Below are 21,593 nucleotides of genomic sequence, written 5' to 3'. Positions count from 1 at the left end.
GCCGCGCGGCGGGACCGCCTTGCCCCGCCATGTCCGCATGGCGGGGCCTTTTCGTCCTATGCGCCGTCTTCGCGCGGTACGGTGGTCTGCGGCAATGCCGTTAAATCCGATCCGGGGCGCGGACCCTGCAACCGGGCCCGGTCGAGGACGCGAATCGTGCCCCGGGTTATCTCCACGATGCCCGCGCCGCGCAGATGCGCCAGTGTCTGGTTCACCGTCTGGCGCGAACATCCCGCCAGCAGTGCCAGGTTGTTCTGGCTGATCAGCGCCTCGGGCCGGTCGGGCGCGGTCAGGCTTAGCAGATGGATGCGAATCCGGTCCTCGGCGGCGTAGAACATCGCGACCGATTGCTGAGCATTGTCGCGGGTCAGGCGGTCATGGAAGATGCCGGCAAAGTTTCGAAGCAGCGTTTCGGCGGGCAGGCAGGCCATGATCTTTTCCGCGCTGAAGGCGGCCAGCATCGTGTCGGGCCAGGTCGTGCAGGTCGCGGCGCAAACCCGGCCCGAGAAAATCTCGACCTCGCCCATGACTTCGCCCGGATTGGCGATATGAGCCAGAACGCGGTTGCCGTTGACGTCGATCACGCTGACCTCGACCCGCCCCTGCAGGATCAGGTAGCAATGGTCCGTCGGCTCGTCCTGACGCAGAATCTCGTGGGGTTTCGGATGATGGTGCAGGCTGCATGTCGCCAGAAAATCCTGGAATGCCGCACCATCCAGCCCCTTCAGCAGATCGGGACGGCGTTCATGCAGCATCTCGGCGGCGCGACGCGCCAAGATGGCAGAGCCGCCCGGCGGATGCCGCAACCTGATCGCAGAAATGTCTCGGGATGCCACGCCATGCTCCGCTGGGTTGTAAACCAGGCTACACAGCGTACCATAACATGAAAAATCCGGCGCAAAAGGCCGGGTCGGCCACGCCGATGGGCGTAGCGGATCGAAGGTGCTGAAAAAAGACGAACCGAGACCTGCGAACCTGCACCTTCGATCTGCCACCAAAGGAATACAGCGGAAATCCGCCGAAAGTGTCGGCTTGCCGACACTCGCGTTCTTTTTGGATCGAAAACGTGACGGCAGAGGCTATGGCGCGTTGCGCGGCATCGGCAGCGTGCCCCGGTCATAGGCGGTCCAGTCCTCGATATCGGGATAGAATTGCCGCCGCCACCTGCGCACGCGCGGGTTCATCTTCCGCCGCCACCAACAGGGCGCCATGGCCAGGAAATTCATCGCCGGATAGCCCATCGGAAGCTGCGGCGCCTCGTCGGGCCCATAGGTCTGCAACAGCGGAAACCGGCGGTCGGGCCTGTAGTGATGGTCCGAATGACGCTGCAGATTGATCATCAGCCAGTTCGTGACCCTGTGGCTGGCATTCCAGCTGTGCCGCGGCCGGATATGTTCATAACGCCCTGCACCCAGATGACGGCGGGTCAGGCCATAATGTTCGACGTAATTCGTCAGCTCAAGCTGCCAGACGGCGATGAAGGCCTGGAAGACGAACAGCAAGAGGCCCACCCCGCCGCCCAGAATCAGCGCCAGCGCGACCATCCCCAGTTGCAGCGCTGCATAGCGCCAGAACGGGTTGCGCCGGTCCCGGGGCTTGCGGCGGGCGCGGGCCAGCAGCCGCGCCTCGGCCCGCCATGCGCTGCGCGGGCTTTCCAGCAGCACCCGCAGGAAAAAGCCGTAGAAACCCTCGTCATAGCGGGCCGAGACGGCATCGCGCGGTGTCGCCACCCAGGAATGGTGAACCAGAAGATGTTCGCTGCGGAAATGCGAATACAGCACGCTGGCCAGCAGCAGATCGCCCATCCAGCGTTCCAGGGCGGTCTTCTGATGCAGCAATTCATGGGCATAGACGATGCCGATCGTGCCCGACAGAACGCCGATCCCGAAGAACAGGCCCAGCTTTTCCAGCCCGGACAGGTGGCCGCTGTTCTGGACATACCAGATGGCGCCGAAAATGGCCGCGAATTGCAGCGGGAACCAGATGATCGTGATCGCGCGGTGCCAGAACAGCCGCTCGGCGCCTGCCCGCGGATCGGGATTGCCTTCGTTCAGTCCCAGAACGCTGTCCATGACCGAGGTCATGAACCAGGCGGCAAGCGGCAGCAGCAGCCACCACGCCCCTCCCATTCTGGCCGCAAGCGCGACCAGCGGCAGCATCAGCAGCGACATCCAGAACGGTGCCGCGGCGGGCAGCGGCGAGACGGGCTTCGGGGTCATGGCAAAAGCCTACGCCGCGATTTCCGCCCGCGCCAGATCCCAGACCTTGCGCATCAGGCCGGGCAGGGCCTTTCGGTCGATGTGACGCAACGGCACCAGCCGGCCGCGTTCCGGCCGGCCCGACAATTCGCCCAGCATGACACGCATCGTCAGGCTGAAATGAGTGAAGACGTGTCGCACCTCGCCGATCTCGGTCCAGTCGGCGGGACCGGGGGGCGGCAGGTCGCGCCCGTCCCATCCGGCCGAGGGAAAGGCCAGCGTGCCGCCCAGCAGACCGCTTGCAGGGCGTTCCTCCAGCAGCAGCGCATCGCCCTTGCGGGCGATCCAGACGATGCCGCTGCGCGCGGGTCTGGCAGCCTTCGGGGACTTGCGTGGCAGGTCGGATGCGATTCCGGCCGCGTATGCGTCGCAATCGCGAATCAGCGGGCAGATGCCGCAGGCCGGGCTGCGCGGGGTGCAGATCGTGGCGCCCAGATCCATCATCGCCTGGGCGAAATCGCCGGGCCTTTCGCGCGGCGTCAGGGTTTCTGCCAGGGTCGTCAGTTCGGGCTTGGCGGCGGGCAGCGGGGACGGCACCGCGAAAAGACGCGACACGACGCGCTCGACATTGCCATCGACGACCGTTTCCGGCTGCTCGAAGGCGATGGCGGCGATCGCGGCGGACGTATAGGCGCCGATCCCCGGCAGCGCGCGCAAGCCGTCGCGCGTATCGGGAAATCCGCCTCTTGCGGCCACGATGCGGGCGCAGGCCAAGAGGTTGCGGGCGCGGGCGTAATAGCCGAGGCCGGCCCATTCCGCCATGACCCGCGCATCCTCGGCGGCGGCCAGGTCCTCGACGGTGGGCCACAGCGCGGTGAAGCGTAGGAAATAATCCTTCACCGCCGCAACGGTGGTCTGCTGCAGCATCACCTCGGACAGCCAGACCCGGTATGGATCGGCCCGCCCGTGCCCAGGCCGGACCCGCCACGGCAGAATCCGGGCGTGACGGTCATACCAGTCCAGCAGGTCCGTCGCTATCATCCTGCCGTCACGCAATTATCAGGCTCCGTTTCAGCGACCACGCTTTCATCGCCGGTGTCCTCTGGCTAAGAATAAAGGGGTGATACCAGAACGGGCACAGATGGCACAGGCGAATGACAACAGCAGGAAGGGGTCCCGTCGTCGCAGGCGCGGCTTCGAGGCCGCATCATCGCTGCTGGCCGAGCGGGTGCAGAAGGCGGCCGAGGGGCGTGGCTTCGCGGTTTCCCGGCTGCTGACCCACTGGCCCGAGATTGCCGGCGACAAGCTGGCCGGCCTGACCCGGCCGGTTCGCATCAGCCACGGCCGCGGCAGTTTCGGCGCGACGCTGACGCTGCTGACGACCGGTCCCGTCGCACCGATGGTCGAGATGCAGCTGCCCCAGCTTCGCGACCGGGTGAATGCCTGCTATGGCTATAACGCGATCCAGAAGATCGTGCTGACCCAGACCGCCGCGACGGGTTTCGCCGAAGGCCAGGCCCGGTTTGCGCCGGCGCCGCAGGTTCCCGCGCAGCCCGATCCCGAAAGCCGCGCCGCCGCAAGTCGCGTGGCCGGGCAATTCGACGATCCCGTTCTGGCCGAGGCGATGGCGCGGCTTGCGCTGAACGTCGCGGCCCGCAGAAAACGGTCAACCCGAAAGGACAATCCATGATGATCCGCTCTATCGCGGCAGCGCTTGCGCTGTTTCTGGCCGCGCCCGCCATCGCCCAGGACGCCGCCCCGGCCGAACAGGGCCAGGTCGAGATCCTGCCCGACATCACGATGGGCGCCGAGGACGCGCCGCTGACCATCTTCGAATATGCCAGCTTTACCTGCGGACATTGCGCCGCCTTCCATGACGAAAGCTGGCCCAAGCTGAAGGCCGATTACATCGATACCGGCAAGGTCCGGTTCATCCAGCGCGACGTCTATTTCGATCAGGTGGGACTCTGGGCCGGAATTCTGGCCCGCTGTGGCGGCGACGACAAGTTTTACGCCGTCTCGGACCTGCTGCTGGGCGAACAGAAGAAATGGCTGTCGGGCAATTCGGGCGACGAGATCGCGACCAATCTGCGCAAGATCGGCCTGAAGGCCGGCATGACCGATGATCAGATCACCGCCTGCTGGGACGACGGCGCCAAGGCCGAGCAACTGATCGCGACCTTCCAGAAGAACGCCACCGACGACAAGGTGGATGCCACGCCGACCTTCATCATCGGCGGCGAGAAGGTTCCCAACCAGCCCTGGAACGATCTGAAGGCGAAGATCGACGAAAAGCTGGCCGCTGCCGAATGACCTTGCCTGCGGGTCGCCGCAGGCCGTGCGACCCGCCTGCAACCCGGCCCGGGCGATGCGTGGGCCGATTCCGCCGGTCGGAACATGACATTTGATTTTTCCGACGGCCGAAACGATGCTGCACCCCGACAAGCAACCGCAATGCGGCACAGGGGGACGATCGGATCATGTTTCAGGAATTCAAGTCTTTCATCGCGCGTGGCAACGTCATCGACCTTGCCGTCGGGATCATCATCGGCGCGGCCTTCACCGCGATCGTCAGTTCGATGGTCGACGACCTTCTGAACCCCATCCTGGGTCTGGTGACCGGAGGCATCGACTTTACCAACAAATATGTGGTGCTGTCGGGCGATGTCCCGGCCGGCGCCAGCCTGCAGGCGGCGCGCGATTCCGGGGCGGCGGTCTTCGCCTATGGTTCGTTCCTCATGGCGGTGATCAACTTTCTCATCATCGCCTGGGTCGTGTTCCTGCTGGTCAAGGGTGTGAACCGGATGCAGGAAGCCGCCGCCCGCAACAGGGAGATCCCGGAAGAAACGGCGCCCTCGGCCCCGACCCAGGAAGAATTGCTGGCCCAGATCCGCGATCTGCTGGCCGACCGCGCCAACCCGGTCTGATCCATGTGACCGCCAGGGTCTGGCCTCTGCCCGCCCGGCGCACTCAGCCCGCCAGCAGCGTGTCGGGGCTGACCGAGGCCAGGCCCAGGGCCTCGCCCACCGGCGGCGAGGTCAGCTGCCCGTCATGCACGGCCAGGCCTGCGCGCAGATGCGGATCGTCGGTCACCGCCCGCCGCCAGCCCTTGTCGGCCAGCGCCAGCAGGAAGGGCAGCGTGGCGTTCCCAAGCGCCTGGGTCGAGCTTCGCGCGACCGCGCCGGGCATGTTCGCCACGCAATAATGCATGATCCCGTCCACCTCATAGATCGGATCCTCGTGGGTGGTGGGTTTCGAGGTTTCGAAACAGCCGCCCTGGTCGATCGCCACATCGACCAGAACCGCGCCGGGCAGCATCATGGCCAATTGTTCGCGCCGCACGAGTTTCGGCGCGGCGGCGCCGGGGACCAGCACGGCCCCGATGACCATGTCCGACGCCGCGACCAGTTCCTCGGTCAGCGCGCCGCTGGCATGGCCGGTGCGGAACAATCCGCCGAAGACATCATCGAGATAGCGCAACCGCGGCAGGGATCGGTCCAGCACCGTCACCGACGCCCCCATCCCCGCCGCGACACGCGCCGCGTGGGTGCCGACGACACCGCCGCCGATCACGGTGACGCGGGCGGGCAGGACACCCGGCACGCCCCCCATCAGCACGCCCCGCCCGCCATTGGCCTTTTGCAGCGTCCACGCCCCCACCTGCGGTGCTAGCCGGCCCGCGACCTCGGACATGGGTGCCAGCAGCGGCAGTCCGCCCGCGCGATCGGTCACGGTTTCATACGCGATCGCGGTGACACCGGATTCCAGCAGGTCGCGTGTCTGGTCCGGATCGGGCGCCAGATGCAGATAGGTGAACAGCACCTGACCCCTGCGCAGCATCGCGCGTTCGCTTGCCTGAGGCTCCTTGACCTTGACGATCAGATCCGCCTCGCCATAGAGGCTGGCCGCGTCGGGCAGGATCCGGGCACCCACGGCGGAATAATCGTCATCGGCAAAGCCCGCGCCAAGTCCCGCGCCCTTCTGGATCGCGACCTCATGGCCACGTGCGACCGCCTCGGCGGCGGCGGCGGGGGTCAGACCCACGCGAAATTCCTGCGGCTTGATCTCTGCCGGGCAACCGATCTTCATGATGTTCTCCTCTCGCTGCGTGCCAGTGTGCCAGCGGCGGGCGCGAAGGTGCTGCGAACCTGTCCGCGCGCCATCGCCGGCGATCGAAGAAAACGCTGGAATGGCGGCGAATCTTCGAAGAAATTGCCCAGCATGGAACAGTTGGACGCAACAGACCGCCGGATTCTCGCCTTGCTGCAGAAAGAGGGGCGAATCAGTAATGCCGATCTGGCGTTGCGGGTGAATCTATCAGCCTCGGCCTGCCACCGGCGCGTGCAGCGGCTGGAGGCGGCGGGAGTCATCTCGGCCTATGTCGCGCTTCTGGACGCGCGCAAGCTGCGCCGTCAGACCACGGTTTTCGTCGAAATCACGCTGTCGGGGCAGACCGACGACGTGCTGGACGGATTTGAACGCGGCGTGCGCGCGATTCCGGATGTGCTGGAATGTCATCTGATGGCGGGAACGGCGGATTACCTGTTGAAGATCGTGGTCGAGGATACCGACGATTTCGCCCGCATCCACCGGCAATTCCTTGCCAAGCTGCCCGGCGTCCAGCAGATGCATTCGTCATTCGCGCTGCGCACCGTCTTTCGCACCACCGCGTTGCCGGTCTGAGGCCCGCGCGGGCAGGCCGAATGTGCCCAGGGCATAGGCCAGCATGGCCGACATGAAGACCATCTCGCCGCCATCCTCGATGATTCCCAGGATTCCGGCGATCAGCGTATTGCCTTCGACCAGCGAATGCACGAAGTCGACGCCCATTCCGCAAGCGACCACCCCCGCGAAAAGCAGGATCAGGGGCGCGATCTGCAACCGCTGCCGCGCCGTGCTGCGAATCAGGGCAAGGCTTGCCGGCAGCATCAGGATGGCGCCGGCGGCGATGAAGAAGGCGACCTCGATCACTCCCGTGTCGATCGTCTTCGACGGCAGCCGGGACAGGACCGCAAGGGCGACATTCTCGTGCAATTGCAGGCTGTCATCGGCCAGCGCGAAAAGCCAAAGCGCGGCCAGTGCAAGAAAGACCGGCGCGCGGCTGCGCAGATAGGCTGCGACCATGATCGCAACCAGCGCGGCCCATTTCGCATAGCCGAAGGTTTCGCCCAGACCGAAATCACGGTCGATCCGCAGCAGATCGGGAATCGCGTCCAGCGCGTTCACCATCAGCAGATATCCAAGAGCAGAATGCAGCAGGACAAGGCCAAGATCGACCGACAGAAGCGCCATCAGCGTGGGCCGGTGAATGCCATCGCGCATCTGCCGCAGAAGCGAGCCCGGCTGCCAATCGCGGCGGTTCAGGACGGACATGCCAAGTTCCGGAACAGACAGATGTGAGACAAGGAAACCAACCAGATCCGTAACAAAAGTGTTGCAAACACCAACGGCATTGTCGCGCCGCGCAAGAGGTCGCGAGGAAGAAAAGAAACCCCCGCCGGGGCGGGGGTTCGTGATGTCGCGTGTCGCGGCTGTCTTACAGCGCGCCTTCGCGCTGTGCCTTTTTACGGGCCAGCTTGCGGGCGCGGCGGACGGCCTCGGCCCGTTCACGGGCTTTCTTGACCGACGGCTTCTCGAAATGCTGCCGAAGCTTCATCTCGCGGAAGACACCTTCGCGCTGAAGTTTCTTCTTCAGCGCACGAAGCGCCTGTTCGACATTGTTGTCGCGAACATTGACCTGCATGTGGTTGTCACCACCTTCCTAGGTTAGAGTTGCAAGATTGCAGGAAACGCCCCCTTATCAACTGCCGGGGCGCTTGTCCACAGAAAGGAGCCCGCGATGCAGACCGAACGCGATGCGCTGCTCGAGGCCGCGCTGAGCCACGTTCCCTTCGAGGGGATGAATGACCGCGCCCTGGTCGCGGGCGCGCGCGACATCGGCATGACCGAGGCCATGGCGCGGGTGCATTTTCCCCAGGGCGGCGCGGGCCTTGCCGCTGCCTATCACCGCCGCGCCGATCAGCAATTGCGCGACTGGCTGGCCCGGACCCCGCCCGAGGGCCGCTTTCGCGACCGGGTGGCCGAGGCCGTCTGGCACCGGCTGTCGCTGGTTCAGCCGGATCTGGTGCGCGCGGGCGCGGCGGTGCTGGCCCTGCCGCAGAATGCGGGGCTGGCCGCGCGGCTGGTCTGGGAGACGGCGGACATGATCTGGACCGGGCTGGGCGACACATCGGACGATGTGAACTGGTATTCCAAGCGCGCCACCCTGTCGGCGGTGATCAGCGCCTCGGCCCTGTTCTGGCTGGGCGACGCCTCCGACGATGGCGCCGAGACCCGCGCCTTCATCGACCGCCGCATCGACGGCGTGATGCGGATCGAAGGCGCCAAGGCGAGGCTGAAGAAGCTGCCCGGCGCGCAGGCGGTGACCGACCTGGCCTTCGGCTGGATCCGTGCGCCTCGGCCCCGCGACCTGCCGGGCCGCACTCGGCCGTGACATGACAACAAAGGACCAATGATGTTTCCCGATGCGATGAACGCGGTAAAGATCGCCGCCGCCGGCGATGCCGACCAGTTGAAGACGACCCGCCGACCGGTTCCGGTGCCGCGCCACGACCAGATCCTGATCCGCATCGCCTATGCCGGGGTGAACCGCCCCGATGTCTTGCAGCGGCAGGGCAGCTATGCGCCGCCGCCGGACGCATCCGATCTGCCGGGCCTTGAATGCTCGGGCGAGATCGTGGGCATGGGCGCCGGCGTCACCCGCTGGAAGAAAGGCGAAAAGGTCTGCGCCCTGCTGCCCGGCGGCGGCTATGCGGAATATGCGCTGTGCCACGCCGATCATGCCCTGCGCATTCCCCACGGCCTGTCCCTGCGCGAGGCCGCCTGCCTGCCCGAAACCGCCTTCACCGTCTGGTCGAACGTGGTCCAGCGCGGCGGTCTGCGCGGAGGCGAGCGGTTTCTGGTCCATGGCGGCACGTCGGGCATCGGCATGATGGCGATCCAGATCGCGCGGGCTCTGGGCGCGCGTGTCTTTGCCACCGCCGGCAGCGATGAGAAATGCGCCGCCATCGAGGCGCTCGGCGCCACCGCCATCAATTACCGGACCGAGGATTTCGTGAAGCGGCTGTCGCCCGACGGCGGCGTTGATCTGATCCTCGACATGGTGGGCGGCAGCTATATCCCGCGCAATGTGACGACGCTGGCGCAGGACGGGCGGCTGGTGATGATCGCCTTTCTGGAAGGCCCCAAGGTCGAGCTGAACTTTGCGCAGGTCATGGTCAAGCGGCTGACGATGACCGGATCGACCCTGCGTCCGCAATCCGACACCGCCAAGGCCGAGATCGCCGACCAGGTCCGCAAGAAGCTGTGGCCGATGATCGCCAGCGGCGCGGTCGCCGTCACCATCGACAGCGAATTCGACCTGGCTGACGCCGCCCAGGCGCACAGGCGCATGGAAAGCAGCGACCATATCGGCAAGATCGTCCTGAACGTCGCGGGCGACTAGCGCACCTTGCCCTTCCAGCCGGGGGGGCGTTTCGCCACCCAGGCAAAGAACCGCGCCAGATCGGGATGGGCGCGCAGGGCATCCACGCTGTCATAGCGCCGCGCGAGGTCGGTTTCGCTCAGGGTCTTGTGAATGGTCGAATGGCAGACCTGATGCAGCAGCACGGTCGGGCCGCCTTTGCCGCCGCGCAGCTTGGGGGTCAGGTGATGGCGGCTTTGCGGCACATCCGGCGGGATCGGCCTGCCGCAAAGCGGGCAGAGGGGCGTCCCGGTATCTGCGGGCCGCGTCTCAATCGGCCCATTCCCAGGGCCGGGTGAATTCGCCCAGCTTGTGGGCCACCACATCCTCGTCTGGGCGTGCCGCGCGGGACAGCCGCGCCACCAGACCGCGCTTCTTGTCGTCGATCACCTCGATGACATGACAGCCGGTGCCGTCCAGCGCCGCGTCATAAACCCGCGTGATCGCCAGCTTGCGCAATTCCGGCTTGAAGATCTTGCCGACCGCCGTCTTGGGCAGTTCCGGCAGGATTTCGACGTATTTCGGTGCCGCGGCGCGTTCGTGGATGTTCCGGCGCGCGTGATCCATCAGGTCATCGACCGATGTCTGGGCATCGGCGACCAGTTCGACATAGACGCAAGGCAGTTCGCCGGCGAAGGCGTCGGGCTGGCCGATGGCGCCGGCAAAGGCCACGGCGGGATGGGACAGCAGCGCGTCCTCGATCTCGGCCGGGTCGATATTGTGGCCGCCACGAATGATCAGATCCTTCGCCCTGCCGGTGATCCACAGATAACCGTCGCTGTCCAGCCGCCCCAGATCGCCAGTGCGCAGATACCGATCCTCGGCGAAAAGGTCATGGTTCTTGTCGGCTTCGGTATAGGTCGATCCGGGCAGGACGCCGGGATTGGCCACGCAGATCTCGCCCACCTCGTCGGTGGCGCATTCATGCACGCGCCCCGCGTCGTCGTGGTTCAGGATGCGGACATGGGTATAGGGCAGGGGTATCCCGACCGAGCCGACCTTCTTCATGCCGTCCACCGGGTTGCAGCTGACCAGGCAGGTCGCCTCGGTCAGGCCGTAGCCTTCGGAAATCTCGACCCCGGTGGCGGATTTGAAGCGGTTATACAGTTCCATCGGCAGCGGGGCCGAGCCCGAGATGGCGGTCTTCAGGCTGCTGACATCGGCATCCACCGGACGCTGCATCAGCGCCGAGATGGCGGTCGGAACGGTGATCAGGAACGTTGCCTGCCAGCGTTCGATCAGCTTCCAGAAATTGTCGAACACGCCTTCGCCGCGATAGCCGGCGGGGGTGGGCATGACCACATGCGCCCCCGATGCGATGCAGGACATCAGCACGGGATAGGCGGCGAAGACGTGAAACATCGGCAGCGGGCACATCAGCACGTCGGTTTCGTCAAACAGCAGCGCGCCGCCCAGCCAGCCGTTGTAGATCATGCCGCGATAACTGTGCTGGGCGACCTTCGGCGTGCCGGTGGTGCCGCCGGTATGGAAATAGGCGGCGATGCGATCCTTCGGAATATCCTCGAAATCCAGCCTGGTGTGCCTTTCGGCGCTGGCCGCGGCTTCGAAGTCCAGAACCCTGGCCTTGTGGCGTTTCCGGACCCGTGGCCGAAGCAGCGGAACCAGGAATCGTTTCGGGCCGCGCAGGTGGCGCCTGAGGTCGATCTCGATGATATGGGTGACGCCCGGCGCCTCGGCCACGGCTTCGGCGGCCTTCTGCGCCACATCGGTTCTGGGAAAGGATTTCAGCGTCACCAGAACCCTGGCGCGGGTCTCGCGCAGGATCCCCGCGATCTGTTTGGCGTCCAGCAACGGGTTGATCGGGTTCACGATCCCGGCCGTGGCCCCGGCCAGCAGCACGACCGGCGTCTCGATCGAATTGGGCAGAAGATAGGCGACCGTATCGGTCGGCCCGATGCCCAGCTTGCGAAAGAGATTGGCGGTCTCGGTCACGCGCTCCAGCAGATCCTGCCATGTCAGCGTCGTCGCGGGATCGCGCGGACCGGCAAGAAGCTGAAAGCTGATCGCCGGCCGGTCGGGATGCGCCTTGGCTGTGCGCGAGAGGAAATCATGGATCGTGACGGGCAGATCGCGGGCCTCGTAGGCCATTTCCGCCTCCAGCCTGTCGCGATCCTCGTAGGTACCGAATCGGCCCATGCTTCACCTCTCCCTTCCGGCGCATCACCTTGCGCCGCCCTCGGGTGACAGGATGCGACAAGGGCGCCGGGCGGGGCAAGGGTCGCAAGCGGCCGGTTGCGCCGAAACGCCGCGTCACGGCCGCGTCGAATGCGCGGGATCCCGCGCCGGGCGCGCCGCGCTGGTGGCAAAAGATTGCCCGGCTGCGGCTTTTCTGCAACCATTGGTTGAAAACCGGGATGGGATCATCCAGACCCGAGGGACGATTGCCAGGGAAAGTTTGCGAGACGATGACTGCCCGAACGACGATGACCGCGCTTCTGACCGCGACCCTGACGCTGGCCGCCTGTGCCGGGGGAACGCCGCCTCCGAAGGGCGGCGATCCCACCGATGTGCAGGCCACGGCGCCGGGCAAGGCCACCTGTCCCGCCACATCGCAGGCCCAGAACCGGGCGGGCGCCGAAGCGACGAACGGCATCCGTGGGCGTTCGGATCTGCCTCCGGTTCGCGCGAACATGCTGCTGGCCGAAGTCGCTGCACAACATGCCTGCGACATGGCCAAGCGCGGTCGCATGACCCATGTCGGCAGCACGACCACGGGGCCCGGTCCGCGCGTGAAGGCGCGCGGCTATGCGCCGATGCTGACGGCCGAGAATATCGCGGCGGGCCCGTTCGATCTGCCCCGCGTGCTTGGCGAATGGAACAATTCGCAGGGCCACCTGCGCAACATCCTGATTCCGCAGGTGCGCGACTACGGCATCGGCCAGGCCATCGCGGCGGATGGCAAGACGCGCTTCTGGGCCGCGGTCTATGCCGCGCCGCGCAACTAGGCCGGCTCTTCCTCGGCGGGGGCTGCGACGCTGCCTTCGGTAAACTGCATTCGTGCCAGCCGGGCATAGAGGCCGCCTTGCGTGACCAGGGCTTCGTGGCTGCCTTCGGCCACGATGCGGCCGCGATCGAAGACGATGATCCGATCGGCTTTTTTCACCGTGGCCAGCCGGTGGGCGATGACGATGGTGGTGCGGCCCTGCGCAAGATCGTTGACTGCCGCCTGAACCAACGATTCGGATTCGGCGTCCAGCGCGCTCGTCGCCTCGTCCAGCAGCAGCACGGCTGCGTCGCGCAGGATGGCGCGGGCGATGGCGACCCGCTGACGCTGACCGCCCGACAGCATCACGCCGCGTTCGCCAAGCGGCGTGTCATAGCCGTCCGGCAGCGCGGCGATGAAGTCGTGGGCATGGGCGGCGCGGGCGGCCGATTCGACCTCTGCCGGGCCGGCCTCGGGACGACCGAGGCGGATGTTGTCCAGCACCGAGGCGGCGAAGATCACCGGCTCTTGCGGAACCAGCGCCATGCTTTTGCGGAAATCGTCGCGGCGCATGTCCCGCAGGTCGATCCCGTCCAGCGTGACCCGGCCCGTGCCGGGATCCCAGAACCGCTGGATCAACTGGATCACCGTGGTCTTGCCCGCCCCCGACGGGCCGACCAGCGCCACCGTCTCGCCCGGCCGGATGGTCAGGTCCACCCCGTCAAGCGCCGAGACATCGGGCCGCGTCGGATAGTGGAAACCCACCCCCTCCAGTGCGATCCGACCCTTGACCGGGCGCGGAAGGGGCACGGGGCTGGCGGGATCGGTCAGCGCATCATGGGCGCCCAGCAATTCGGCCAGACGCTCGGTCGCGCCGGCGGCGCGCTGCAATTCGCCCCAGATTTCCGACAGCGCGCCGGTGGAGCTGGCCACGAGGATGGCATAGATGACGAACTGCACCAGTTGCCCGGCGGTCATCACGCCCTGGCGCACGTCGCGCGCGCCGACCCACAACACGCCGATCACGCCGGCGAAGATCAGGAAGATCACGATGGCGGTCATCAGCGCGCGGGTGCGAATTCGGGTCAGCGCCACGTCATAGGATTGTTCGGTCACGCCGTCGAACTGCGCGATGCTGCGCGATTCATGGGTGAAGGCCTGCACCGTCTGCGCCGCCAGCAGGGTCTCGGAGGCGGTGCCGGACGAGGACGCGATCCAGTCCTGATTGGCGCGCGAGAGGGTGCGCAACCGACGGCCCAGGACGATGATCGGGATCAGGATCGCGGGCACGATCAGCAAGACCAGCCCCATCAGCTTGACCGAGGTGAAAGCCAGCATCGCCATCCCCCCCGCGAGGATCAGCATGTTGCGCAGCGCGATCGACAGGGACGAACCGATCACCGACTGGATCAGCGTCGTGTCGGTGGTGATCCGCGACAGGATCTCGCCCGTCATCACGCGCTCGAAAAAGCCGGGGCTGAGGGTGACGACACGGGCAAAGACCGCCTTGCGCAGATCGGCCACGACCCGTTCGCCCAGTCTGGTGACGAAGAAATAACGGGCCGCCGTGCCCAGGGCCAGCAGCGCGACGATGGCCAGCGCGGCGCCGAAATACTGGTCCAGCAGACCCGCGCCGTCGTCGAAATTGTCCACAACGCGGCGCACCGCCAGGGGCAGGACCAGGCTGATGGCCGAGGTCAGGACCAGCGCCGCCAGCGCCACCGCCAATTGCCCCCGATAGGGCCGGACAAAGGGCCACAGGGCGCCGAGCGCGCCCACCCGTCTGCTGGTTGGACGGTCCTCGATGATCTTCGCGCGGCGTGCCATGTCTGCTCGTTCCCGGCCGATTTTCCCGGCCCCGGTCTAGGCCCGGGGGCGGACGAGGACAAGGCGGCGGCTCAGAGCCTCAGCGCGCCCCCGGACAGCGCGCGCTCCAGCCTGTCCACGGCGCCGGCCAGTTTCGCGTCGATGAGATGCAGATATTGCGTCCAGTCCGTCAGGTGCCGCAATTCCTGTGCTCCGTCCGAAATCCCGCGCAGGCCGATCAGCGGAATATCGAAATGCTGGGCCGCGCGCAGATGGGCGAAGGTTTCCATGTCCACCATGTCCTCGGCGATGCTTTCATAGGCGCCGCCGCTGACGATATTGCCGCCGGTCGAAAGGCTGGCCTCGGGCAGGCCGGGGATGCGCAGGGGCAGGTCGAGACGGGCGGGCAGGTCCGCGAACGGCGTGCAGCCGCGCTGAAATCCCAGGGGCGAGGCATCCATGTCGCGATAGGCGACGCCGCTGACCTGATACAATCCCGCTTGCGGCAGACGCGCCGACCCGGCCGAACCCAGCGACACGATCAGGCACGGCCTGTTCGTCATCGCGGCCAGCGCGGCGGTCAGGCGGACCGCGCTTTCGACCGGACCGACTCCGGTGATCAGCGGAGCGATGCGCGATCTCAGCGCCGACCCGTATTCGGCCTCGGCCGCCATCACGAACAGGACCGGTCGGCCGGCGATCGTGTCAGGGCGCGGATGGTTCATGCGCAGATCCTTGGCAGCAGCGCGGAATGCGTGCCATGGCGGCAGATCACGGTCAAGAAGGGCCTTGCGGCGCGATCCGGCAATGTGGCAGGTGCAGGCTGGAATGGGCAAGGTCAGCGATCTTTACCGGCAGCGCGTGGCGGAGGGGCGGCTGAGACCCGATCCCGCGCAAGAGGCCGTGCTGCCGCATCTGGATCGGGTTCTGGCCGATCTGGGCGACGCCGGCGCCGCCCCAAGCCGGCCGAAATCGGCCTGGCGCGCCTTTCTGGGCGTGGGCCATCCGCAGCAGGCGGCGCGGCCGGGCGCGACGGGGCTTTATCTGTGGGGCGGCGTCGGGCGCGGCAAGTCGATGCTGATGGACCTGATCGCCGAGGCGGCGCCCGAACGCAGCCGCCGCGTTCATTTCCACCAGTTCATGCAAGAGATCCAGGATGGATTGAACGAGGCGCGCAAGCGCGCCGATCAGGACGCGGTGCGCCCGGTCGCAATGCAGGTTGCGCGCGAGGTCCGGCTGTTGTGTTTCGACGAGATGCAGATCACCGATATCGCCGATGCGATGATCGTCGGACGACTGTTTCAACTGCTGTTCGATCAGGGTGTGGCGGTCGTGACCACCTCGAACCGGGTGCCCGAGGATCTCTACAAGCACGGGTTGAACCGACAGCTTTTCCTGCCTTTCATCGACCTGATCCGCAAGCGGATGGAGGTGGTCTGCCTGGACAGCGACACCGATTACCGCCAGGGCCGCACGACCGGCGGGCCGGTCTGGTTCTGTCCCGCCGACGCCGAGGCACGCAGTCGGATGGACGCGATCTGGCGCGACCTGACCGACGCTGCCGCGCCCGAACCGGGCGAGATCCAGATGAAAAGCCGGCGGTTCCAGATTCCGGCCCTCGCGGGCAAGGTCGCGCGGTCTGATTTCTGGTCGCTTTGCGGCAAGCCCCTGGGCGCAGCGGATTATCTGGAACTGGCCCGCCGGATCGAGGTGCTGATGATGGACGGAATTCCGCATCTGTCCGCTTCGAACTATAACGAGGCCAAGCGCTTCGTGACGCTGATCGACGCGATCTACGAGGCCCGCGTGCGACTGATCGCCAGTGCCGCCGACGCGCCCGAGCAATTGTATAACGAAGGCGAGGGCAGCTTCGAATTCGAACGCACGGCCAGCCGCCTGCGCGAGATGCAGGATGCCGGCTGGGGCCGGGTTTCGGCTTAGCAGCCCGGCAGACTTCGGATCGTCTGCATCCGGCTGTGGTCGCGATGCCGGATGAAGGGGCGTGCCGCGATCATCGGGCTCCCGACCGGTCGCCGGATCCGGAAAGCGCTTCAGCAATTCCGGCTACCCGACCGGAGACAGCGTCTTCACGACCGTCCGGCCGGTGAAAAAACTTTCCATCGGGCGTCCCCGGATGTCAGGGTTTCGACCGGGCCGTGCCATCCGCCGGCGCCGAGCGCGGCCGGCTCAGCCGTTCTGCACAAGAACCCGCCCGGCCAGATACAATGATCCGCAGATCAGGATCCGCGCCCGTGGCCGGGCAGCGGCGATCCGGGCGATGGCGTCCTTCGCATCGGCGGCGGTTGCCGCCTCCAGTCCCGCTTCGCGCGCGATCCGCGCGGTTTCCGCGGCGGGCAGGGTGTTCGCCTCGCCGGGAATGTCGATGGCGGTCAGGCTTTCGGCATGGCCGGAAAGCGGCCGCATGTAGCCTGCGACATCCTTGGTGTTCAGCATCCCGCAGACCAGATGCGTCGGCCGCGGCGGCAGTGCCGCCAGCGTCTGCGCCAGCGCCTCGGCGCCCGCCGGATTATGACCGCCATCCAGCCAGAGTTCGGCCTCGGGGCCTGCCGCCTCGACCAGCGGGCCGCGGGTCAGGCGCTGCATCCGGGCGGGCCATTCGGCGCGGGTGACGGCGGCCAGCGCCTGGGCATCGGTCGCGCCCAGTTGACGCAGGGCGGCCAGGGCGGTGCCCGCGTTCTGAATCTGGTGTGGTCCGATCAGGTTCGGAACCGGCAGATCCCAAAGCCCGTGATCGTCCTGATAGACCATCCCGTCGCGGTCCCGCGCGATCATCCAGTGCTGGCCATGGGCGAAAAGCGGCGCGGTCAGGCCCGAGGCGCGGGATTCGATCACGCGCAGCGCAGGATCGGGCTGGGGGCCGGTAACGCAGGGGATGCGGGGCTTGATGATGCCTGCCTTCTCGGCGGCGATCAGATCCAGCGTGTCGCCCAGGTATTGCGTGTGGTCGATGCTGACCGGTGTGATGACCGTCAGCTGCGGCCTGGCGATCACGTTGGTGGCGTCCAGCCTGCCGCCAAGGCCGACCTCGAGCAGCGTGTAATCGGCGCGCGTCCGCGAAAAGGCCAGGAAGGCGGCGGCTGTCGTGATCTCGAAGAAGGTGATCGGCTGGCCGTCATTCGCCGCCTCGCATTCGCGCAGGGCGGCGGCCAGGTCAGGCTCGCCGATCAGATCGCCCGCCAGCCGGATGCGTTCGTGGAACCGCGCCAGATGCGGCGAGGTATAGGCATGGACTCGCGCGCCCCCGGCCTCGAGCCCGGCGCGGATCATCGCCAGGGTCGAGCCCTTGCCGTTGGTTCCGGCGATGTGGATCACCGGCGGTATGCGGCGTTCCGGGTGATCCAGTGCCGCGAGCAGACGCCACATCCGGTCCAGCGACAGGTCGATCACCTTGGGGTGCAGCGACAGGAGGCGATCGAGAATGGCGTCGGAATGATTCATGGTCGCACGCACCGGGGGCCAGCCCCCGGACCCCCGGGGTACTGGGACACGGAGAAAGGGCTCAGCCGCCGGATTTGACCGCCCCGGCGGGTTCCGAAGCGGTCAGCACGGGCGTTTCGGCCGGGGCGGGCGGCGGCAGATCGGCCTTGGTCGGGGCGGGCATCCCCGACAACATCCGCAGGATCGAGATCAGTTCGTCGCGCATCCGCTTGCGGTGGGTGACGCGATCCAGCATTCCGTGTTCCAGCAGATATTCGGCGCGCTGGAATCCCTCGGGCAGCTTTTCGCGGATGGTCTGCTCGATCACGCGCGGGCCGGCAAAGCAGATCAGCGCATTGGGTTCGGCGATCTGCACATCGCCCAGCATCGCATAGGAGGCGGTGACGCCGCCCGTGGTCGGATGGGTCAGCACCACGACATAGGGCAGCCGCGCCTCGCGCAGCATTTCCACCGCGACGGTGGTGCGCGGCATCTGCATCAGCGACAGGATGCCTTCCTGCATCCGCGCGCCGCCCGCCGCCGAGAACAGCACCAGCGGTCGTTTCAGCTTCACCGCCCTTTCGGCGGCGGCGATGATGGCGTTGCCGACATACATCCCCATCGACCCCGCCATGAAACTGAAATCCTGGGCTGCCGCCACGATCGGGGTGCGGCCGATCTCGCCCTCGGCGACCAGCATCGCCTCTTTCTCGCCGGTGGCCTTCTGCGCCGCGCGCATCCGGTCGGGATATTTCTTCTGATCGCGGAATTGCAGCGGATCGGCGGTCGGTTCGGGCACCTTGACCTCGACGAAGGCGCCGCCGTCGAACAGCGCGCCAAAGCGGTCGCGGGGCGTGATCGCCATGTGGTGATCGCAACTGGTGCAGACAAACAGATTGTCGCCGAGTTCGCGGTGAAACAGCATGGTCCCGCATTCGGGGCACTTGGTCCACAGGTTCTCGGGCACTTCGCGGCGGGAGAACAGCGAATTGATACGCGGACGAACGTAATTGCTGATCCAGTTCATTCGGGGTCCACCTTGGCTGGTTCAGCGCCCCAGATAGGCCGCGCGGGGGGGAATTGCAATTGCCCGGCGGGGCAGGAATGATGCGCCGCATGTGGGCTTCGTTCCTTCTTGTTCTCTATGCGACGATCACCCTGGCCTTCATCGGGCGGGTTCTGATCCGGCCGCGGCTGGACCCGTCGGTGCGGCTGGCATGGATCATGGTGATCGAGGCCGTTCCGCTTGTCGGGATCGCGGCCTATCTGCTGTTCGGCGAGGTCAGGATGAACCACGCGGAGGTGCAGCGGATGGCCGATGTGCGCGACCGGCTGACGGGCCTGCGCAGCCAGACGCCCAGCCTGCTGGCCGAACCGCCGAATTTCGCCCGCCCCGTCGCCGCCGCGAACGAGGCGGTGGGCGGGATGCCGGTTCTGGGCGGCAACCGGGTCGCGCTGCTGGAGGAAAGCGACGACGCGATCGACGTCCTGGTCTCTGCCATCGACCGGGCGCAGGATCATGTCCATATCCTGTTCTACATCTGGCTGCCCGATCTCAGCGGGCGCAAGGTGGCCGACGCGGTTGCCCGCGCAGCCCGCCGCGGCGTCGCCTGCCGGGTGATCGTGGATGCCCTGGGCTCGCGCGGGCTGGTCCGGTCCGAGGCATGGCGCGAGATGTCCGAGGCCGGGGCCGAATGCGTCACCGCCTTTCCCTGGGGCCTGCCCTTCGTCAGCATCCTGTTTCGCAGGCTGGATCTGCGCAATCACCGCAAGATTCTGGTCGTGGACAACAAGATCGCCTTCACCGGCAGCCGCAATTGCGCCGACATGGCCTTTGCGATCAAGCCGCGCTTCGCGCCCTGGATCGACGTGCTGATGCAGGTGGAGGGGCCGATCGTGCGGCAATTGCAGTCGGTCTTTCTGGGCGACTGGATGAGCTATACCGGCCGCGACCTGGGCGACATGCTGCCGGTCGTGCCCGCCGCGGGCGATCCGGGCATCGATCTTCAGATCGTGGCCACGGGACCGGACCGGCGCGCGGGCAGCATTTCGGATTGTCTGTCGGCGATGCTTCATGCGGCGCGCGACCGGGTGGTGATCACGACGCCCTATTACGTGCCCGACGCGGCGCTGGATGCAGCCATCCGGGCGGCGGCGCGGCGTGGCGTCGAGGTGGTGATGATGCTGCCCGCCCGCAACGATTCCCTGATCGTGGGCGCCACCAGCGAAGGCTTCTATTACGGGCTGCTGGCAGCTGGCGTGAAGCTGCATTTGTTCCAGGGCGGTCTTCTGCATTCCAAGATCATGACCATCGACGGGCGCATGGCCATGGTCGGCAGCGCCAACCTTGACCGACGCAGCTTCGAACTGAATTACGAGGTCAACATGGCGATCTTCGACCGTGGCTTCGTCGGCCGGATCGACGAGCGCCAGCGAAGCTATGCCGAACGCTCGCGCGAGATCACGCTGGACGAAGTGCGCGGCTGGGGACTTCTGCGCCGGCTGCGGAACAATCTGCTGGCACTTGCGTCTCCCTTGTTGTGAGAAAGGAGGCGGCGATGACCGATCTGGCGAAAAGAACCTGCAAGCCCTGCGAGGGCGGCACATCGGCCATGGGGCGCGACGAGGCGGAAGGGATGCTGGCCGGGCTTGAAGGTTGGCGCCTGTCCGGGGACGCGTCGTCGATCCGGCGGCATTTCGAGTTCAAGGGCTTTCTGAAGGCGGTCGAGATGGCCAACCTGGCCGCCTGGCTGGGCAACAAGCAGGGCCACCATCCCGACATCACCTTCGGCTATGGCTATTGCGACGTGACCTTCACCACCCATGCCGCGGGCGGGCTGACCGAAAACGACTTCATCTGCGCCGCCCGGCTGGACGCGCTGGTCGCGTGACGCTTGTTCCGCTTCGCCCGGCAGGCTATCCCGGAGCCATCGCCGACGAGGGAGGGACGGATGACCGACCAACGCTTTGACAAGTCGCGGCTGCCCAGCCGTCACGTCACCGAGGGCCCGGCCCGGGCGCCGCATCGCAGCTATTTCTACGCGATGGGAATCTCGGAGGACGAGATTCACAGCCCCTGGGTGGGTGTCGCGACCTGCTGGAACGAGGCCGCGCCCTGCAACATCTCGCTGAACCGGCAGGCGCAATCGGTCAAGCAGGGTGTCAAGAAGGGCGGCGGCTGCCCGCGCGAATTCACCACGATCACGGTGACTGACGGCATCGCCATGGGCCACGAGGGGATGCGGTCCAGCCTTGCCAGCCGCGATGCCATCGCCGACACGGTGGAACTGACCATGCGCGGTCATTGCTATGACGCGCTTGTGGGCCTGGCGGGCTGCGACAAGTCGCTGCCGGGGATGATGATGGCGATGGTGCGGCTGAACGTGCCCTCGGTCTTCATCTATGGCGGCTCGATCCTGCCGGGCAAGCTGAACGGGCGCGATGTCGTCGTCCAGGACGTGTTCGAGGCGGTGGGCCAGCATCAGGCCGGCAACATGACCGACGCGGAACTGGACATCCTGGAACGGGTGGCCTGTCCCTCGGCCGGGGCCTGCGGCGGGCAATACACCGCGAACACGATGGCTTGCGTCAGCGAGGCGATCGGCCTGGCGCTGCCGAATTCCTCGGGTGCGCCGGCGCCCTATGAATCCCGCGATCAATACGGGCTGGCCTCGGGCGAGGCGGT

Annotated in this window: 23 protein-coding genes; 11 read left to right on the top strand and 12 right to left on the bottom strand. The window is 66.5% G+C overall.

The window, feature by feature from the left end; translation table 11 throughout:
• Window positions 1-56: 56 nt before the first annotated feature.
• The 3 genes from B4A72_RS13190 to B4A72_RS13180 form a co-directional block, all read right to left on the bottom strand.
• Window positions 57-776: a Crp/Fnr family transcriptional regulator gene (locus tag B4A72_RS13190; RefSeq protein WP_292953081.1), complete on the bottom strand. Its 720-nt coding sequence runs from the start codon at window positions 774-776 to the stop codon at window positions 57-59.
• Between the two features lie 303 nt (window positions 777-1,079).
• Entirely contained in the window at window positions 1,080-2,219 is a 1,140-nt protein-coding gene (locus B4A72_RS13185) for an alkane 1-monooxygenase (protein ID WP_292953079.1), read from the bottom strand.
• Window positions 2,220-2,228: 9 nt separating this feature from the next.
• Window positions 2,229-3,239 carry an A/G-specific adenine glycosylase gene (locus B4A72_RS13180; protein WP_292953076.1) on the bottom strand — a complete coding sequence of 337 codons (1,011 nt, stop codon included), beginning with the start codon at window positions 3,237-3,239 and terminating at the stop codon, window positions 2,229-2,231.
• 100 nt (window positions 3,240-3,339) lie between these two features.
• Between B4A72_RS13180 and B4A72_RS13175 the strand changes: the two genes are divergently transcribed.
• The 3 genes from B4A72_RS13175 (at window position 3,340) to mscL (ending at window position 5,125) form a co-directional block, all read left to right on the top strand.
• Window positions 3,340-3,888, top strand: a complete 549-nt coding sequence (locus tag B4A72_RS13175) for a DUF721 domain-containing protein (RefSeq protein ID WP_292953073.1) — start codon at window positions 3,340-3,342, stop codon at window positions 3,886-3,888.
• The gene (locus B4A72_RS13170; RefSeq protein ID WP_292953070.1) at window positions 3,885-4,511 is read left to right on the top strand and encodes a DsbA family protein; all 627 of its coding nucleotides are present in this window, start codon (window positions 3,885-3,887) and stop codon (window positions 4,509-4,511) included. Before B4A72_RS13175 ends, B4A72_RS13170 begins: the two co-directional genes overlap by 4 nt.
• A 167-nt stretch (window positions 4,512-4,678) precedes the next feature.
• Window positions 4,679-5,125 (top strand): large conductance mechanosensitive channel protein MscL, encoded by a 447-nt coding sequence (mscL, locus tag B4A72_RS13165; protein WP_292953067.1) that lies wholly within the window; start codon window positions 4,679-4,681, stop codon window positions 5,123-5,125.
• 43 nt (window positions 5,126-5,168) lie between these two features.
• Here the strand turns inward: mscL and ald are convergent, their stop codons facing one another.
• Complete coding sequence (ald, locus tag B4A72_RS13160) at window positions 5,169-6,287, bottom strand: alanine dehydrogenase (protein WP_292953064.1); 1,119 nt, start codon at window positions 6,285-6,287, stop codon at window positions 5,169-5,171.
• Window positions 6,288-6,419: 132 nt separating this feature from the next.
• Between ald and B4A72_RS13155 the strand changes: the two genes are divergently transcribed.
• A complete protein-coding gene (locus B4A72_RS13155; RefSeq protein ID WP_292953061.1) occupies window positions 6,420-6,881 on the top strand; it encodes an Lrp/AsnC family transcriptional regulator in 462 nt (153 codons plus the stop codon).
• On the opposite strand, the gene B4A72_RS13150 is transcribed toward B4A72_RS13155, so the two are convergent.
• Window positions 6,834-7,571, bottom strand: a complete 738-nt coding sequence (locus B4A72_RS13150) for a hypothetical protein (protein ID WP_292953058.1) — start codon at window positions 7,569-7,571, stop codon at window positions 6,834-6,836. The genes B4A72_RS13155 and B4A72_RS13150 overlap by 48 nt on opposite strands.
• A 163-nt stretch (window positions 7,572-7,734) precedes the next feature.
• Complete coding sequence (gene rpsU, locus B4A72_RS13145; protein ID WP_292953055.1) at window positions 7,735-7,941, bottom strand: 30S ribosomal protein S21; 207 nt, start codon at window positions 7,939-7,941, stop codon at window positions 7,735-7,737.
• Between the two features lie 96 nt (window positions 7,942-8,037).
• On the opposite strand from rpsU, the gene B4A72_RS13140 reads away from it, so the two are divergent.
• Both B4A72_RS13140 and B4A72_RS13135 read left to right on the top strand, forming a co-directional pair.
• The gene (locus B4A72_RS13140; protein WP_292953052.1) at window positions 8,038-8,691 is read left to right on the top strand and encodes a COQ9 family protein; all 654 of its coding nucleotides are present in this window, start codon (window positions 8,038-8,040) and stop codon (window positions 8,689-8,691) included.
• A gap of 18 nt (window positions 8,692-8,709) precedes the next feature.
• Window positions 8,710-9,702, top strand: coding sequence for an NAD(P)H-quinone oxidoreductase (locus B4A72_RS13135; RefSeq protein WP_292953049.1), 993 nt, complete (start codon window positions 8,710-8,712; stop codon window positions 9,700-9,702).
• On the opposite strand, the gene B4A72_RS13130 is transcribed toward B4A72_RS13135, so the two are convergent.
• Both B4A72_RS13130 and B4A72_RS13125 read right to left on the bottom strand, forming a co-directional pair.
• Complete coding sequence (locus tag B4A72_RS13130) at window positions 9,699-9,995, bottom strand: HNH endonuclease (protein WP_414692503.1); 297 nt, start codon at window positions 9,993-9,995, stop codon at window positions 9,699-9,701. The two genes, B4A72_RS13135 and B4A72_RS13130, sit on opposite strands and share 4 nt — an antisense overlap.
• Complete coding sequence (locus tag B4A72_RS13125) at window positions 9,991-11,877, bottom strand: acyl-CoA synthetase (protein WP_292953043.1); 1,887 nt, start codon at window positions 11,875-11,877, stop codon at window positions 9,991-9,993. The genes B4A72_RS13130 and B4A72_RS13125 overlap by 5 nt, the downstream gene beginning before the upstream one ends.
• 287 nt (window positions 11,878-12,164) lie before the next feature.
• Between B4A72_RS13125 and B4A72_RS13120 the strand changes: the two genes are divergently transcribed.
• Entirely contained in the window at window positions 12,165-12,686 is a 522-nt protein-coding gene (locus tag B4A72_RS13120) for a CAP domain-containing protein (RefSeq protein WP_292978786.1), read from the top strand.
• Here B4A72_RS13120 and B4A72_RS13115 read toward each other — a convergent pair.
• Window positions 12,683-14,491: an ABC transporter transmembrane domain-containing protein gene (locus B4A72_RS13115; RefSeq protein WP_292953037.1), complete on the bottom strand. Its 1,809-nt coding sequence runs from the start codon at window positions 14,489-14,491 to the stop codon at window positions 12,683-12,685. The genes B4A72_RS13120 and B4A72_RS13115 overlap by 4 nt on opposite strands.
• Window positions 14,492-14,562: 71 nt before the next feature.
• Window positions 14,563-15,195, bottom strand: a complete 633-nt coding sequence (locus B4A72_RS13110) for a 5'-methylthioadenosine/S-adenosylhomocysteine nucleosidase (RefSeq protein WP_292953034.1) — start codon at window positions 15,193-15,195, stop codon at window positions 14,563-14,565.
• A 103-nt stretch (window positions 15,196-15,298) separates the two neighbouring features.
• Here B4A72_RS13110 and zapE point away from each other — a divergent pair, with 103 nt between their 5' ends.
• On the top strand, window positions 15,299-16,411 hold the full coding sequence (gene zapE / locus B4A72_RS13105; RefSeq protein ID WP_292953031.1) for a cell division protein ZapE: 1,113 nt from the start codon (window positions 15,299-15,301) through the stop codon (window positions 16,409-16,411).
• Window positions 16,412-16,657: 246 nt separating this feature from the next.
• Here the strand turns inward: zapE and B4A72_RS13100 are convergent, their stop codons facing one another.
• Both B4A72_RS13100 and accD read right to left on the bottom strand, forming a co-directional pair.
• Window positions 16,658-17,929: a bifunctional folylpolyglutamate synthase/dihydrofolate synthase gene (locus tag B4A72_RS13100; RefSeq protein ID WP_292953028.1), complete on the bottom strand. Its 1,272-nt coding sequence runs from the start codon at window positions 17,927-17,929 to the stop codon at window positions 16,658-16,660.
• Window positions 17,930-17,990: 61 nt separating this feature from the next.
• A complete protein-coding gene (gene accD / locus B4A72_RS13095) occupies window positions 17,991-18,935 on the bottom strand; it encodes an acetyl-CoA carboxylase, carboxyltransferase subunit beta (RefSeq protein ID WP_292953025.1) in 945 nt (314 codons plus the stop codon).
• Between the two features lie 89 nt (window positions 18,936-19,024).
• Between accD and cls the strand changes: the two genes are divergently transcribed.
• From cls to B4A72_RS13080, 3 genes are all read left to right on the top strand, one after another.
• On the top strand, window positions 19,025-20,452 hold the full coding sequence (cls, locus tag B4A72_RS13090; protein WP_292953022.1) for a cardiolipin synthase: 1,428 nt from the start codon (window positions 19,025-19,027) through the stop codon (window positions 20,450-20,452).
• A gap of 14 nt (window positions 20,453-20,466) precedes the next feature.
• Window positions 20,467-20,799, top strand: a complete 333-nt coding sequence (locus B4A72_RS13085) for a 4a-hydroxytetrahydrobiopterin dehydratase (RefSeq protein ID WP_292953020.1) — start codon at window positions 20,467-20,469, stop codon at window positions 20,797-20,799.
• A gap of 60 nt (window positions 20,800-20,859) precedes the next feature.
• On the top strand, window positions 20,860-21,593 hold a 734-nt coding region (locus B4A72_RS13080), incomplete at its 3' end, for a dihydroxy-acid dehydratase (protein WP_292978784.1).

It is taken from the genome of Paracoccus sp. UBA5162, assembly GCF_002413585.1.
Classification (GTDB): Bacteria; Pseudomonadota; Alphaproteobacteria; order Rhodobacterales; family Rhodobacteraceae; genus Paracoccus.
This window is presented reverse-complemented; position numbering and strand designations above follow the sequence as displayed.

Bases quoted from the DNA above. Each gene is read 5' to 3' on its own strand.
- accD (WP_292953025.1), bottom strand. From the start codon at position 18,935: ATGAACTGGATCAGCAATTACGTTCGTCCGCGTATCAATTCGCTGTTC.
- cls (WP_292953022.1), top strand. From the start codon at position 19,025: ATGTGGGCTTCGTTCCTTCTTGTTCTCTATGCGACGATCACCCTGGCC.
- B4A72_RS13150 (WP_292953058.1), bottom strand. From the start codon at position 7,571: ATGTCCGTCCTGAACCGCCGCGATTGGCAGCCGGGCTCGCTTCTGCGG.
- zapE (WP_292953031.1), top strand. From the start codon at position 15,299: ATGGGCAAGGTCAGCGATCTTTACCGGCAGCGCGTGGCGGAGGGGCGG.
- B4A72_RS13175 (WP_292953073.1), top strand. From the start codon at position 3,340: ATGGCACAGGCGAATGACAACAGCAGGAAGGGGTCCCGTCGTCGCAGG.
- B4A72_RS13170 (WP_292953070.1), top strand. From the start codon at position 3,885: ATGATGATCCGCTCTATCGCGGCAGCGCTTGCGCTGTTTCTGGCCGCG.
- rpsU (WP_292953055.1), bottom strand. From the start codon at position 7,941: ATGCAGGTCAATGTTCGCGACAACAATGTCGAACAGGCGCTTCGTGCG.
- ald (WP_292953064.1), bottom strand. From the start codon at position 6,287: ATGAAGATCGGTTGCCCGGCAGAGATCAAGCCGCAGGAATTTCGCGTG.
- B4A72_RS13180 (WP_292953076.1), bottom strand. From the start codon at position 3,239: ATGATAGCGACGGACCTGCTGGACTGGTATGACCGTCACGCCCGGATT.
- mscL (WP_292953067.1), top strand. From the start codon at position 4,679: ATGTTTCAGGAATTCAAGTCTTTCATCGCGCGTGGCAACGTCATCGAC.
- B4A72_RS13100 (WP_292953028.1), bottom strand. From the start codon at position 17,929: ATGAATCATTCCGACGCCATTCTCGATCGCCTCCTGTCGCTGCACCCC.
- B4A72_RS13110 (WP_292953034.1), bottom strand. From the start codon at position 15,195: ATGAACCATCCGCGCCCTGACACGATCGCCGGCCGACCGGTCCTGTTC.
- B4A72_RS13155 (WP_292953061.1), top strand. From the start codon at position 6,420: ATGGAACAGTTGGACGCAACAGACCGCCGGATTCTCGCCTTGCTGCAG.
- B4A72_RS13115 (WP_292953037.1), bottom strand. From the start codon at position 14,491: ATGGCACGCCGCGCGAAGATCATCGAGGACCGTCCAACCAGCAGACGG.
- B4A72_RS13185 (WP_292953079.1), bottom strand. From the start codon at position 2,219: ATGACCCCGAAGCCCGTCTCGCCGCTGCCCGCCGCGGCACCGTTCTGG.
- B4A72_RS13140 (WP_292953052.1), top strand. From the start codon at position 8,038: ATGCAGACCGAACGCGATGCGCTGCTCGAGGCCGCGCTGAGCCACGTT.
- B4A72_RS13085 (WP_292953020.1), top strand. From the start codon at position 20,467: ATGACCGATCTGGCGAAAAGAACCTGCAAGCCCTGCGAGGGCGGCACA.
- B4A72_RS13135 (WP_292953049.1), top strand. From the start codon at position 8,710: ATGATGTTTCCCGATGCGATGAACGCGGTAAAGATCGCCGCCGCCGGC.
- B4A72_RS13120 (WP_292978786.1), top strand. From the start codon at position 12,165: ATGACCGCGCTTCTGACCGCGACCCTGACGCTGGCCGCCTGTGCCGGG.
- B4A72_RS13125 (WP_292953043.1), bottom strand. From the start codon at position 11,877: ATGGGCCGATTCGGTACCTACGAGGATCGCGACAGGCTGGAGGCGGAA.